This window comes from Xanthomarina sp. GH4-25, from assembly GCF_045363175.1.
GTDB lineage: Bacteria > Bacteroidota > Bacteroidia > Flavobacteriales > Flavobacteriaceae > Xanthomarina.
In genome coordinates this window covers 1-13,157 of sequence record NZ_JBJFLO010000014.1, presented here as the reverse complement: position 1 = coordinate 13,157, position 13,157 = coordinate 1, and the positions used below count along the sequence as shown (strand labels likewise).

Below are 13,157 nucleotides of genomic sequence, written 5' to 3'. Positions count from 1 at the left end.
CACTGTGTATAAAAAATGCTTATTTTAGTGCTTAACCAATAGAAAGTGCGTGTTTGCTTTCTTCCGATTTTCGTTCCGAAAATCCTCTGACACAAACACGCACTTTTCATACACGAAACCGTTACCTGCAAGCTGAAAAAACTATGTTCCAAGATTCAATCACACTGAAAAATCGCCATCAGAAGTTCATAAAGACAGTCTCTGAAAATGGAATAGTTTATGGACTGAAAAGTAAAAATGGATTTGCAACATCAAGTTCAACCCAATTTGAGGATAATAATGGAAATCCAATCGGAATTATATGCTTTTGGGCAGAAAAAGTTCGAGCTAAATCCTGCGCGAAAGACGAATGGAAAAAATACAAAGTGACCGAAATTCCATTAGCTGAATTTATGGAAAATTGGTGCATTGGAATAGCTAATGATGGACTTCTAGTCGGAACACAATTTGACCAAAATCTGTTCGGATACGAAGTCGAACCTTTGGAATTGATTACAGAACTATCATCTGAATTAAAATCAGTCGGAAAGGATTTAAACTTCAGGAAGTTTAACGGAATTACCGATTTGGAAAAACAAGTAAAAAAAATATTAGAATAAATGAAGTATAGTTTCACAAAGTTCGACAATAAAGAATACTATAAAAACAGTACTACTTCCGAAGTTAAAGCTTTAGTCTATAAAATTCGAAATCAAGCATCTAATTCACCATTTCTGAATTTTGACATTAGTAAATTAATATTCACACATTTACCGTTAACAAAAATGAAATATAACGAGGAAGAACTGAAAGAAACAATTTTTGACGCAACGTGGTATTTTAGAAAAGGAAATGAAGAAAAAATATTTGAAATAATAACTGAAAAATTAAAAGCCAGCAGGTAACAATGTGTATAATTCATTGCTAGTTATAGCCTACTTACGAAAGTCCTCGCGGACTTTCTATCTGTGATTTATTTGCTAACTTTAGTGCTTAAATCACGCAACGAAATCATACACTAGACCGTTGGCATTCATTAAGGAAAACAAGAATTAATAATAATAAATTACACTAAAAAGAAAATTATGAGAAAACTATTTTACGTTGCATTTGTAGCAATACTTTTAACTGGCTGTGGTCAGTCAACTGAAAAAAAGAAACCTTTAGAGGCAAAGAAAACAGAGCAAAAAAAGCCAAATATCTTACTGTTAGTAGGTGATGATACAGCATTTGGAGACATTGGTGCATTTGGTTCAGAAGTTAAAACCCCAAATATGAATAAACTTGCAGATGCAGGTATTCGCTTTACAAACTTTCACGTATCACCAGTTTGTTCTGTTACAAGGTCAATGCTTTTAACTGGAAATAACAGTATTGAAGTTGGTTTAGGCGCGTTTGATTATTCTGTATATCCTCCAACTAGAGGGAAAAAAGGGTATGAAACTTACCTAACAGATGACGCAGTAACTATTTCTGAACTGCTTAAAGATGATGGTTATGACGTTTACAAAGTTGGAAAATGGCATTTAGGTGGAGATAAGCCAGGTAGTAAAGGACCTCTAGGCTTTGGATTTACTAAAGAGTTTGGAATTTATTCTGGAGGTTCAAATCATTGGAATAATTTAGCAATGACTCCCGATTTTCACGACCCTGATGGATTAAATAAAAAACGTGTTGAAGAATGGACTTTAAATGGGGAAGCATACGATAGACCTGAAGGAATATATTCTGGTGAACTCTACACAAATCAAATGCTAGAATTTATTAAAGAAGGTGCAGAAAATGAAAAACCTTGGTTTGCATATATGGCATTTACAACAGCACATTTTCCTATTCAAGCCCCAGAGGATTTAATTATGAAATATTATGATAATTATTTAAAACTAGGATATGCTGGATTAAAAAAAGCAAGGTATGAAAGCCTTAAAGAACACGGATTAATTTCTCACGAAGCAACAGAAGCACCTTTTAACGATTTGACAAAAAGATGGGAAAGTCTATCTCAAGAAGATAAGGAAAAGCAAGCAAAAATAATGGCTACTTATGCTGCTATGATAGAAGACCAAGATAGTAGAATTGGTCAGGTTTTGGATTATCTTAAATCTTCTGGACAATTAGACAATACACTAATTGTGTATGTTACAGATAATGGCCCAGAAGGGTTAGAACCAACGAATCCTAAAACAGGAAACCCAGAATTAGCAAAATGGATTGAGAATCAATTTGACTCTTCATTTGAAGCGATAGGAACAGCCAATTCAGAAAATGTAATTGGGACTTCTTGGGCAAATGCAGCGACTGGTGGTTTACAATGGTGGAAATGGTTTATTGGAGAAGGTGGAATTAGAGTGCCGATGATGGTTGTTCCTCCCGGAGCATTTAGTTCAGAATATGCACGTGCTGGTGAAAAATCAAATGCAGTAGCCTATGTTAAAGATATACCAATGACAATTTTGGAATATGCTAATATTAAACATCCAATGACTGAATATAAGGGTAGAACTCTAGTCGCTCCAAGTGGAGTAAGTATGAAGCCATTTTTGGACGGAAAATCAGCAGTTGTTAGAACGGAAAAAGATTGGTGGGCGTTTGAATTGTTTGGTAATGGATATGTGATGCAAGGAGAGTTAAAAGCAATGAAAGTAAGAACTGGAATGTTTAGCGATGGAAAATGGCATTTATACAATGTAGTTTCTGATCCATCTGAAACACATCCATTGGAAAAAGAAAATCCAGAGAAACTAAAAGAGATGATTGCTCTATACGAATCTTATACGATCAAGAATAACATTATGGAGGTAGATGCAGATTGGAATCCATTTCAAGGAGCAAGTGAATAATAACGAAATGCCAACAATGGCTATAATTAATACGGGTTTTGGTGCTTACCACAAAGTAAAGTACCCTGAATTAAGCACGCAAAATTTATAATTTTTGCGTGCTTAATTATAAAGAAAAAATTAAAAATTTGGCTAAGTGCAAGCCCGAAAATTCAGTTCTCTGAATTCCCGTACTAACCATAGCCGAGACGTTGTGTGCAATGCCCAAACAAACCGTTGAAAATTTAACTGATTGAAAAATAGAATATATAGAATAGGAAAAAATGCACTCGCGATTTGGGGAGGAATATCATTAATTGGAGTAATTCTGATTTTAGGCTATCTCGCCTACTCTACTTCAATCGGAAATAAAACTGTCGAAAACAAAGCGACAACATCTGACGTAAGATTCGTGCTGAATTGGTGCAGACTTGGAGACCAGAGAATTGAAAAAGTGCTGAACAGTTACGAATCTGGACGTTCATTCACAGGCGATTATCTTGACGCTTATGCAATTGAAATCTCAAATGTGACTGAAATGGAACTGCAAAATAGTAAAGGTTGGCATCGATTAGATAGTTTGCCAAAAGTTTTAAATGATGCAGTGGAATTAGCAAATGGTTGGCAATATCAAATTCCTTGGTTTCCGAAAATGGACGAACTGAACCCTGAAAGCGTTTATGTTTATCCTTGGAGTATATATTGTCACGGAACTGACCCAACTGGAACGGAATTAATTTTTGTAATACCAAAAGACAAAATGGTTTATTACATTGGAACTAAAATGTAAAAAGCACAGACACACAACACCGTGTATAATTAATTGCTTGGTCACTGCCGACTTACGAACATTCCTTCGGAATATTCTATCTGTGATTTATTTGCTAAATTAGTTGCTTAACCACGCAACTAATCATACACAAAACCGTTGGAAGTAATTGCCTGCGGCACATAGAAACCGCGTTTTGCAAACGCTTCTTTTTCTATTAATTACTTCCAACGTTCCCTGTTAATCACGCCTGAAAGGTTCGTGTATATTTGCAGTTTTCTGTGTGAACTCCACACGAAACTACTAACAACACGGTGTATAGCGAATAAGGCGCGATTATAGCTCTCCGTGAGGCGCGCCTCACTACGCTATACACAGGGAACGTTGTGTGTAATTTGAAAAGAACTTAAATTAAAACAAATATGACCAAAATTTATTGTTTAATTTTATTAATAATATTTACTTCCTGTAAAGATAAAAATACCATTAACGGAGAATCGGATAGAAAAATAGTCGATAACAAATTCTCTGTATTAATCCCTTCAAGTATGACTAAAACTTCAGGATTAAACCCTTACACTACTTTCGAATATCAAAATACACAGGATGATTTTTACGTTATCGTGATGGATGAGTCTAGTGACGGATTTTCAAAAACAGTAAATCAAAAAATATACGATGTAACTCCAGATATTAAAGGATATTACAACGTAATTTTAGACCACTTCAGAGAGGAAACTAATCTTAAAGACTTTAGAGTATTCGATGAAATTTTTGAATTGGATAAACCAGAAAAGAAAATTACATTTACTATGACAGGAATAGATGTGACTGATGATTACCCTGTTTATTACAGGTATTCTATAATTGAAAGCAAAACTACATATTATCAAATTATGTCTTGGACAAACCAAACAAATGCAGAAAAAATAATTCCCGAAATGAATAAGATTATTAATTCATTTAAAATTGAAGAAAAATAAAAACTACACACAACACTGTATATAAAAAATGCGTAGTTTAGTGCTTAATCAAAAGTAAGTGCGTACTTGCTTTCATCCGATTTTCCTTCGGAAAATCCTCTGACACAAGCACGCACTTTCCATATACAAAACCGTTGGCAACAAGCTAAAACGAACGACATTGAGCAAAGAACAACTTTACGAAATAGCCCAAAGAAGTAACATAAATCACAAATTTACTTCTGAAAATGAAGTCCTTATTTACGAAGACCATAGAACTATAATTAACGTACTTTATTTTCTAATTGAAAAAAGAGAATTAAAAGAATCTGTTGACTTAATAATGTTCGATAATCACGATGATTACTGCCATCCAAGAGAAACAACAGTTGAAAAAATAATTGAGTTTTTAAAGAATCCTAATGCTCAAGAGCTAAATCAAATTGTAGAATTCGATTTGAATTCATTAGATGATGATTGGGTAAAAGTAGGAATGGAATTAGGTTTAATAAATAATGTTTTCCTTTTTAACTCGGACGAATCAGGAGTTGGATTTAGAGAAGAATATAAAACTCAAAATTTCGGTACTAAATATCTTTACAATTTAGGAGATGTTTGGTCTGCACTTGGACATAGAGGTTATTTAAACGCCCCAATAAAAACGGAATATCAAGTTTTATGGGATGATTTTGGTTGGGAATTAAAAGATGGAAAATTTGATTTTAAAAAAGACAGAAGAAACTTCGTATTTGATATTGACCTTGATTGTTTTTCAACAAGAATAATGGATAAGACTATTGCAATTCCAGAAGAAATAATCATTGAAAGACTGACTGAACATAGTCGTGCAAGTTATCATTATCATTATAGTTCACAACAATTTATGAAACAACTAATTAGAGAAGCTGAAATGGTAACTATTTGCTATGAAAATGGATGTTGTGGCGGAATTAGAGAAGCTCATAAAATTTTTAATATGGTTGACTATGTTTTATTCGACAATCAAATCGGAAATTAAAAGCCAGTTGCCAACAATGTGTATAATTCATTGCTAGTTAGAGCGTACTTACGAAAGTCCTCGCGGACTTTCTATCTGTGATTTATTTGCTAACTTTAGTGCTGAAACACGCAACGAAATCATACACAAACACGTTGTAAGCAATTTGACGAAACCCCGAAACTGACCTAAAATTAGAAAATGAACGAAAATAAATTTATTGAAAAATTCCAACATAAAACTGACTCGGATTTAGAAAATATTATTGAAAATAAAGGAAGTTACAATGAACAAGCCGTTTCTGCTTCAATTCATATTTTGAAAGAGCGTAACGGAAAATCTTCTAAATTAGAAACTGTTGAAAAGGAAATTAAAGTTGAGAAGGAAAAGACACTAATAGCGCAAAAGAAGTTTATAGAAGAGGAAAAAAAGAAAAGCAATATTACGGACGACCTAAATGCACCTGAATTATATTCTAAACGTGTGATTCTCGTTTTTACTTTATTACTTTCAACCATATTTGGAGCAGTTTTACTAATGTCTAACATGAAACAAACTGCCAATCCGAAAGGAAGAATTCAAGTTTTGATTTTCGGAATTTTATATACTATTGCCTCTGTTCTTATTATAGACCAATTAAATTTAAAAACTAATCTTGCGCTGATGTTTAATTTTGCTGGAACAGGTATATTAACCGAATATTTTTGGAATAAGTTTATTGGTAAAGAATTTAAACATAGAAAAAGAAGTTGGATTAAACCAGCAATTATATCAACTCTAATTGCGATTCCTTTAATATTACTTGCTATTTATGGACAATAAAAAAACTGCTTACAACACTGTATATAAAAAATGCGTAGTTTAGTGCTAAACCAAAAGAAAGTGCGTACTTGCTTTCATCCGATTTTCGTTCCGAAAATCCTCTGACACAAGCACGCACTTTTCATATACAAAACCGTTGCCACACATTTGAGAAAAATGCGAACTAAAATATTAACCATAGTATTCTTAATTGGAATTTTAAGCGTTGTGAATGCTCAAGAAGACGTGGACAAAAATGAAATGGTTGGATTTGCTTGTTATTTTGCTGGACAACCTTCAAAAACTGTGGAGAAATACACCCAAAAACTGAATAGTGAAAACTATAAATGGATTTCAAAAAGACTAGAATCTGAAAATAAAGCGGAAAAATATATGTCAGTTATCACGCTTGAAAAACTGACTGAACTTGGAAAATACAATCTAACTGAAATCGAATTGAATCTGATTTCGGAAATATAACAATCAGATGAATTAGTTTCTATTTGTTCAGGTTGTACATATTTTGAAAAAGTATCGCTGAAAGAACTTCTGACTGAAAAAAAGAAACTTTTCGCAAAGAATTGGCTGAATAGGAATTTTAAAACTGACTGATAATTATAATGACTAAAGTTGAGAGTAATATCAATCGACTAATATACAGTCAAAAATTATCAGCGATTGTTATTTGCGTTCTATGTTTATTAGGAATGTTTACTGCAAAATACATCGAAAAATGGTTTCGCTTTTCTGACTATAGATGGATTTATCAATATGGAAGTTTATTATCAAAAGGACTTGTACTTTTAATGATAGGTTGGTCTTTTTTGCATCCAATAATAGTTATTTCAGAAAAGAGAAAACAATGGAAAAAATATTGGATTTGGATTTTAATTGGTTTACTTCCATTTCTATATTTTGGAATTATGATGACAATTGCGATGTCAAGAACGGTCGAATAAAAACGTGTGGCAACAACGTGTATAATTAATGGCTAGTTCGAGCCTACTTACGAAAATCCTCGCGGATTTTCTATTCGGTTTTTATTTGCTAAATTAGGTGCTTAAACACGCCACTAATCATACACAAAACCGTTGCCAGTAATATTGACCCGTCCTGAAATAAGGCTACATAATTTTAAACATTATGTATAGAAATGACAAAGTAATTAGACGTTACAGTGAACCTTTTAAATTAAAAATTTTAGCCGAGCTTACCATCGGAAAACACACAAAGAGCGAACTTTGTAAGCTCTACTCTATTGCACCTACAACAGTGAATGTGTGGATTAAAAAGTACAATCGTAAAGACTTAATGAACACCAGAGTAAAAGTGGAAACAAAAGACGAAATATCAAGAATTAAAGCACTTCAAAAAGAGATTGAACAGCTTAAGAAACTGCTACTTAAAAAGGATCTCGATGCTATGGTAGAAGAATCTTATCTAGAAGTAGCTGCAGAAGATCTTGGTTTTAAATCTATTGCTGAACTAAAAAAAAAGTTAAGTATAAAGCCTTAATAAGAGTTAAAGAGAAATCTAAGGGATTTGCTTCTTTAACGACTATAACCCATTGTTTTGGGCTTAAACGTAATGCATATTATAAATACAAAGCTAGAGCTGATAAGCGTTTAAGACTAGAACAACAGATTCTAAACATCGTTAGAAAAAGACGCAAATCCCTTCCTAGAGAAGGTGTTCGTAAACTTATTAAATCTTTAGATGTAGATTTTACTAAAGCCAATATTAAAATCGGTAGAGACACTCTTTTCAATGTGCTTAGAAAACACCAAATGCTGACACTTAGAAAGAAAACCAGTGCTAGAACTACGAACTCTTATCATCGTTTTTATAAATATAACAACATCATAAAAGACGTAGAAATCAATAGGGTTAACCAAGTTTGGGTTAGTGACATAACTTATATTAGAACCCTAAAAGGCTTTTGTTATCTGGCTTTAATAACAGACATGCACTCCAGGAAAATAGTTGGTTATGATATTAGTGATAGCTTGGAATTAAAAGGATGTGTGAGAGCGCTTAATAAGGCAATTTATCAAGCTAAAAGCATTAAACAACTTATTCATCATTCAGACAGAGGAATACAGTATTGTAGCAATGTATACACACAAATACTCAAAAGAAAAAAGATAGATATTAGTATGACTGAAGAAAATCATTGTTACGAGAATGCCATGGCTGAACGTGTAAACGGCATCCTAAAAGATGAGTTTTATCTCGATCAGACCTTTGATAACGTGGCACATGCCAAAAGAGCTGCAAAAAATGCAATTAATTTATACAACGAAGTAAGATTACATTTATCTTTAGACTATAAAACACCTAATATGGTATATAAATTATCAGCTTAATTCAATTTTAACCTGTAGCCATATTTCAGGACAAGACATTTGAAAACTAATTATGAAAAAAATAATATTATTACTGATTGCAATTCCATTTTTATCATTTAATTCAAATCTAGAATCAATTGACATAATAGGAAAATGGGTTGGAGAAGATGAAGGAAAAATTGCATTTATGACTTTCGACAAAGAAGGTTATGCCATTTTTGAAATTCAAGGCCAAATCATTGGTGGTAAAGAATTTGAAATGGAAGGAAAAAAAGGAAAAATGACTTATATAGTTAATCCAGATAAAACACCAATTGAAATTGACCTTATACTTACTAAACTGGATACTAACGAACAACAGAAAATACTTTGTATAGCGGAATTTCAAGATGAAAATAATATGATTTTGGCAATGTCATGGGAATCTGTAAGACCAACCGAATTTGATAGTGAAAATTCTATTAAGTTAAAAAGAGTTGAATAAAAACTGTTTGTAACACTGTGTATAAAAAATGCTTATTTTAGTGCTTAACCAAAAGGAAAGTGCGTGTTTGCTTTCTTCCGATTTTCGTTCCGAAAATCCTCTGACACAAACCCGCACTTTTCATACACAAAACCGTTGCCCACAATTTATGAAATCCGTCATTTTAACAATATTCAGTCTTATAATTTTAGGTTGTGCTAATAATAAATTAGTTGCACCAGTAAAATTTGATGGAAAATATGGCTTTATCGAAAAGAATGGGAATTGGTATTTAGAACCAAAATTTGACTCAATAAGGAACTTTACCAATGGATTTGCAGACTCATACAAAAATGGGAAAGCAGGAATAATAAATACCAAAGGAGAGCTTGTTATTGAACATAGATATGATTTTATCGGTAGTATTTATGATGATAGATTTTTGGTTTTATTAAATGACAAGTACAATTTTATTGATTTAAATGGACAATTAATTTCACCTGAATTTTATGATGATGCAGAAGATTTTTCAAATGGACTTGCACCAATCAAATTTTCAGAAAACGGAAAATGGGGCTACATAAATAAAGAAGGGAAATTACAAACCGATACAATCTATGATTATGTTTACGACTTTAACAAGAAACAAGCAAAAGTTGAGATTGGAAATGAACGGTTTGTAATAAATAGAAAGGGAGAAATAATTGACACGCTGAAAACCGACTACAAAAAAACGAAAAGAAAATTAAGCCTAATCGGAAATTCCAACAGCGGAACTCTTGGAAGAGTAAATAGAAATGGAGATATAATTATGAAAGGAATTTACACTTCATTTGGTTATGTTCAAAAAGACAAATTTTGGTATAATAAACAAGGTAAATATGGAATAGCTGATACAACAGGAACTATTTTGATTAAGCCGATTTATGAATACTTAACTTACTTTAGCGACAATGGACTTGCTCTGACCAAAAAAGGCAACAAATTTGGATATATCAATGAAAACGGAATTGTAATAATTGATTTTAAATTTGACGATGCTCGTGGTTTTAGAAATGGATTTGCTGGAGTTAAAGTAAATGGAAAATGGGGATTTATTGACAAAAAAGGAAGATTTGTAATTGAACCAAAATTCGACCGAATTCAAGACGAGTTTAAACCACTAAATTCTGAATCCGAAAAAATGTATGAATATGATTATGAATAAAAAAAACTGTGGGCAACAACGTATATAGCTCATAGCTAATTAGTTGCTTAAACGAAGTTAAGGAATATTTGGAAAGTCGCCAAATTTTTAAATTTGACGATTTCCAATAAAAAAGATAAATAGTAAAATTTAAAAATCTGGCTTGTGCTCAACCGAAAAATTATCGCTAATTTGCACGCTACGAGCCATATACAAGACCGTTAGCTTTAATTTACCACCGAACAACATAAATCGTTGAATGAAAATAATATCGAAAAAAACATTATTTATAATTAGTGGAATTTTAATAATAATTTCTACTCTTTTTCCTTTTTTTATAGCTTCCGAAAATGATAGTTTTTTAACTATTTTTTCGGCTTCATTGACTGCAATCGGAACAGTTATAGCTTTAATAGCTCTATACATTGCAATAATACTTTATCAAAAATTTGGACTAGAATCAAGATTTATTGAAAGAAGAGCGGATAAAGTACTAGAATTAGTTGACCTTTTAAAAGGAAGAAACTTAACTATTCATACCGAAAAATTCAGATATTTTCTAAGGTTTGGTATTGATAACTATGAAAAATTAAGCAAAGAGCCTTCTTATAAATATATGAAAGATATGGTAATTGCGATGAATTACGAAGATTATGAAAGCGGAACTAAGAAAATTTTAGACTTAAGGTATAGTTATTGGCTTCCTACTGAAATTAGAGAAAAACTTGAGTTCTTTCATTTATATGCTTTAACCGACAAAGAAGTCAAAAAAAAAGATAAAGATTTTGCCAGACTTAGCTTTAATTCTGAGGTAAAAAAAACTAAGGAATGGAGAGTAACTGTTCCTACTTTTACTGTAGATGAATATGTTAAAAAGAAAAACGAACTTTCAACAGAAATAATAAAATGGTTATCAGACCATTGTGATATAAAGTTAGATTTAAAACTAAATGAACCTAATCAAATTGAAAGAAACTAAAGCTAACACCGTATAAAAATAATTGCGGTTTAGTGCTTAATCAAAGGTCGTTGCGTGTTTGTAACGTCTGATTTTCCTTCGGAAAATCCTCGCATACAAACCCGCAACTATTCTTATACAAAACCGTTAGCAACAAGGCTACATATCGAAACTATCTTTCATCATTTGTTGTATTTCTTCAATCCCTTCCATCATCTTTTTAAATGGTTTATTAAGTTTTTCGGGTGGGTAGTGGTATATGTGTCCATAATCTTCTAATCCCTGCAAGAAGTCATACATCTCGCTTACTTCAGTGCTTTTAATTTCTTTTATATCCATAATATTTTCGTTTTTAAAACTGCCCAGTTGCTAACAATATGTATAGCAAATAAGCCAGTCAAGTTAATATTTCAATTCAAAGTTTTGCATGTGGCTTACTTGCCATACACTCGTCCGTTGGAAGTAATTGCCTGCGGCACATAGAAACCGCGTTTTGCAAACGCTTCTTTTTCTATTAATTACTTCCAACGTTCCCTGTTAATCACGCCTGAAAGGTTCGTGTATATTTGCAGTTTTCTGTGTGAACTCCACACGAAACTACTAACAACACGGTGTATAGCGAATAAGGCGCGATTATAGCTCTCCGTGAGGCGCGCCTCACTACGCTATACACAGGGAACGTTGTATGTCATTAACCAAATCATATCTGAATGAAAGAATGGTACAATAGAATTCTCTCGACAAAGAAAAAAGATAACTTAAAAGAATCTCTTGAAAAATCTGAATTAATTAGGTTGAGTGATATTGATACTACTCGTAAAATATGGAATGATTTACAAAAGAACGGTATTAATAACTATGACGAATTTTATAACATTTGTCTATATTCTTCTATAGTATATAATGATATATCTATTCTAACTGACAATTACCAAACCTCAAATAGTCAAACACAAAGAAATTTTTTCGGTCGATTATTATGTATGACAATAATTGAATTTCTCGACGACATTAATCCTCTAATAGGCAAAAGTTTAAGGAAAGAACTTGAATCTAATGATATGTCTGAATTTATAGATGAATTGAAAGAAATTGGGAAAGAATTTTCTTTGATAAAAAGAGAAAACAATTCACAATTACGAATAATCCGTAATAACTCGGCAGCTCATAAAACAAAAAAAGCAAAAGATTTAATTGATTTCACAAAGGATACGCCTGTTAAAAACCTAGACGAATTGGCTATTAAAATAAGCAGAACTAATAATAAATTGACTAAACTGAGTTCTAAAATAATATTAAAAATCACAGAGACAATTAAATTGAAATTTGACAACACAACCAAAACTGAATAATAAAAACGCCATACAACAACGTGTATAATTAATTGCTTGGTTCTGGTCTACTCGGAAAATTCCTTCGGAATTTTCTCTGGCTCGTGAATGTTTGCTAAATTAGTTGCTGAAACACGCAACTAACCATACACAAACACGTTGCCAACAATACTGACCCGTCCTAAAATAAGGCTACATAATTTTAAACATTATGTATAGAAATGACAAAGTAATTAGACGGTATTCAGAACCCTTTAAACTGAAAATTTTAGCCGAACTTACAACCGGAAAACACACAAAGAGTGAACTTTGTAAACTCTACTCTATTGCACCTACAACAGTCAATGAGTGGATAAAAAAGTACAATCGTAAAGACTTAATGAACACCAGAGTAAAAGTGGAAACAAAAGACGAAATATCACGAATTAAAGCCTTGCAAAAGGAAATAGAACAGCTTAAAAAACTACTACTTAAAAAGGATCTGGATGCCATGGTATTGGATTCTTATCTGGAAGTGGCAGCTGAAGATCTAGGCTACAAATCT

General features: G+C 32.3%; 17 protein-coding genes. 16 read left to right on the top strand and 1 reads right to left on the bottom strand.

Annotated features, from left to right (window positions below; all coding sequences use genetic code 11):
• The first annotated feature begins 143 nt into the window (after positions 1–143).
• From ACI5KZ_RS14625 to ACI5KZ_RS14560, 14 genes are all read left to right on the top strand, one after another.
• Entirely contained in the window at positions 144–599 is a 456-nt protein-coding gene (locus ACI5KZ_RS14625; protein ID WP_406848067.1) for a DUF2750 domain-containing protein, read from the top strand.
• The gene (locus ACI5KZ_RS14620) at positions 600–884 is read left to right on the top strand and encodes a hypothetical protein (protein ID WP_406848066.1); all 285 of its coding nucleotides are present in this window, start codon (positions 600–602) and stop codon (positions 882–884) included.
• Positions 885–1,064: 180 nt separating this feature from the next.
• Positions 1,065–2,819: an arylsulfatase gene (locus ACI5KZ_RS14615; RefSeq protein WP_406848065.1), complete on the top strand. Its 1,755-nt coding sequence runs from the start codon at positions 1,065–1,067 to the stop codon at positions 2,817–2,819.
• A 391-nt stretch (positions 2,820–3,210) separates the two neighbouring features.
• Positions 3,211–3,588 carry a hypothetical protein gene (locus tag ACI5KZ_RS14610; protein ID WP_406848064.1) on the top strand — a complete coding sequence of 126 codons (378 nt, stop codon included), beginning with the start codon at positions 3,211–3,213 and terminating at the stop codon, positions 3,586–3,588.
• 401 nt (positions 3,589–3,989) lie between these two features.
• Positions 3,990–4,550 carry a hypothetical protein gene (locus ACI5KZ_RS14605; RefSeq protein ID WP_406848063.1) on the top strand — a complete coding sequence of 187 codons (561 nt, stop codon included), beginning with the start codon at positions 3,990–3,992 and terminating at the stop codon, positions 4,548–4,550.
• 160 nt (positions 4,551–4,710) lie between these two features.
• Positions 4,711–5,547, top strand: coding sequence for a UPF0489 family protein (locus ACI5KZ_RS14600; protein WP_406848062.1), 837 nt, complete (start codon positions 4,711–4,713; stop codon positions 5,545–5,547).
• Positions 5,548–5,727: 180 nt separating this feature from the next.
• Positions 5,728–6,348 (top strand): hypothetical protein, encoded by a 621-nt coding sequence (locus ACI5KZ_RS14595; RefSeq protein WP_109310351.1) that lies wholly within the window; start codon positions 5,728–5,730, stop codon positions 6,346–6,348.
• A gap of 156 nt (positions 6,349–6,504) precedes the next feature.
• Positions 6,505–6,807 carry a hypothetical protein gene (locus tag ACI5KZ_RS14590; protein ID WP_406848061.1) on the top strand — a complete coding sequence of 101 codons (303 nt, stop codon included), beginning with the start codon at positions 6,505–6,507 and terminating at the stop codon, positions 6,805–6,807.
• Positions 6,808–6,947: 140 nt separating this feature from the next.
• On the top strand, positions 6,948–7,286 hold the full coding sequence (locus ACI5KZ_RS14585; protein ID WP_406848060.1) for a hypothetical protein: 339 nt from the start codon (positions 6,948–6,950) through the stop codon (positions 7,284–7,286).
• Between the two features lie 184 nt (positions 7,287–7,470).
• Positions 7,471–7,842, top strand: a complete 372-nt coding sequence (locus tag ACI5KZ_RS14580) for a transposase (RefSeq protein WP_027127221.1) — start codon at positions 7,471–7,473, stop codon at positions 7,840–7,842.
• The gene (locus tag ACI5KZ_RS14575; protein ID WP_406848068.1) at positions 7,842–8,693 is read left to right on the top strand and encodes an IS3 family transposase; all 852 of its coding nucleotides are present in this window, start codon (positions 7,842–7,844) and stop codon (positions 8,691–8,693) included. The genes ACI5KZ_RS14580 and ACI5KZ_RS14575 overlap by 1 nt, the downstream gene beginning before the upstream one ends.
• 52 nt (positions 8,694–8,745) lie before the next feature.
• Positions 8,746–9,159 carry a hypothetical protein gene (locus ACI5KZ_RS14570; protein WP_406848059.1) on the top strand — a complete coding sequence of 138 codons (414 nt, stop codon included), beginning with the start codon at positions 8,746–8,748 and terminating at the stop codon, positions 9,157–9,159.
• A gap of 148 nt (positions 9,160–9,307) precedes the next feature.
• Positions 9,308–10,345, top strand: coding sequence for a WG repeat-containing protein (locus ACI5KZ_RS14565; RefSeq protein WP_406848058.1), 1,038 nt, complete (start codon positions 9,308–9,310; stop codon positions 10,343–10,345).
• Positions 10,346–10,583: 238 nt separating this feature from the next.
• A complete protein-coding gene (locus tag ACI5KZ_RS14560; RefSeq protein ID WP_406848057.1) occupies positions 10,584–11,303 on the top strand; it encodes a hypothetical protein in 720 nt (239 codons plus the stop codon).
• A 138-nt stretch (positions 11,304–11,441) separates the two neighbouring features.
• Here ACI5KZ_RS14560 and ACI5KZ_RS14555 read toward each other — a convergent pair whose 3' ends face one another.
• Entirely contained in the window at positions 11,442–11,621 is a 180-nt protein-coding gene (locus tag ACI5KZ_RS14555) for a hypothetical protein (protein WP_406848056.1), read from the bottom strand.
• A gap of 371 nt (positions 11,622–11,992) precedes the next feature.
• On the opposite strand from ACI5KZ_RS14555, the gene ACI5KZ_RS14550 reads away from it, so the two are divergent.
• Complete coding sequence (locus ACI5KZ_RS14550; protein ID WP_406848055.1) at positions 11,993–12,634, top strand: hypothetical protein; 642 nt, start codon at positions 11,993–11,995, stop codon at positions 12,632–12,634.
• A 190-nt stretch (positions 12,635–12,824) separates the two neighbouring features.
• The coding region (locus ACI5KZ_RS14545; protein ID WP_406847941.1) for a transposase at positions 12,825–13,157 on the top strand (333 nt) is incomplete at its 3' end.

What these genes read in the sequence shown, in the direction of transcription:
- ACI5KZ_RS14555 (WP_406848056.1), bottom strand. Translation starts at nt 11,621, where the DNA reads ATGGATATAAAAGAAATTAAAAGCACTGAAGTAAGCGAGATGTATGAC.
- ACI5KZ_RS14590 (WP_406848061.1), top strand. Translation starts at nt 6,505, where the DNA reads ATGCGAACTAAAATATTAACCATAGTATTCTTAATTGGAATTTTAAGC.
- ACI5KZ_RS14620 (WP_406848066.1), top strand. Translation starts at nt 600, where the DNA reads ATGAAGTATAGTTTCACAAAGTTCGACAATAAAGAATACTATAAAAAC.
- ACI5KZ_RS14585 (WP_406848060.1), top strand. Translation starts at nt 6,948, where the DNA reads ATGACTAAAGTTGAGAGTAATATCAATCGACTAATATACAGTCAAAAA.
- ACI5KZ_RS14615 (WP_406848065.1), top strand. Translation starts at nt 1,065, where the DNA reads ATGAGAAAACTATTTTACGTTGCATTTGTAGCAATACTTTTAACTGGC.
- ACI5KZ_RS14605 (WP_406848063.1), top strand. Translation starts at nt 3,990, where the DNA reads ATGACCAAAATTTATTGTTTAATTTTATTAATAATATTTACTTCCTGT.
- ACI5KZ_RS14625 (WP_406848067.1), top strand. Translation starts at nt 144, where the DNA reads ATGTTCCAAGATTCAATCACACTGAAAAATCGCCATCAGAAGTTCATA.
- ACI5KZ_RS14580 (WP_027127221.1), top strand. Translation starts at nt 7,471, where the DNA reads ATGTATAGAAATGACAAAGTAATTAGACGTTACAGTGAACCTTTTAAA.
- ACI5KZ_RS14595 (WP_109310351.1), top strand. Translation starts at nt 5,728, where the DNA reads ATGAACGAAAATAAATTTATTGAAAAATTCCAACATAAAACTGACTCG.
- ACI5KZ_RS14560 (WP_406848057.1), top strand. Translation starts at nt 10,584, where the DNA reads ATGAAAATAATATCGAAAAAAACATTATTTATAATTAGTGGAATTTTA.
- ACI5KZ_RS14570 (WP_406848059.1), top strand. Translation starts at nt 8,746, where the DNA reads ATGAAAAAAATAATATTATTACTGATTGCAATTCCATTTTTATCATTT.
- ACI5KZ_RS14565 (WP_406848058.1), top strand. Translation starts at nt 9,308, where the DNA reads ATGAAATCCGTCATTTTAACAATATTCAGTCTTATAATTTTAGGTTGT.
- ACI5KZ_RS14550 (WP_406848055.1), top strand. Translation starts at nt 11,993, where the DNA reads ATGAAAGAATGGTACAATAGAATTCTCTCGACAAAGAAAAAAGATAAC.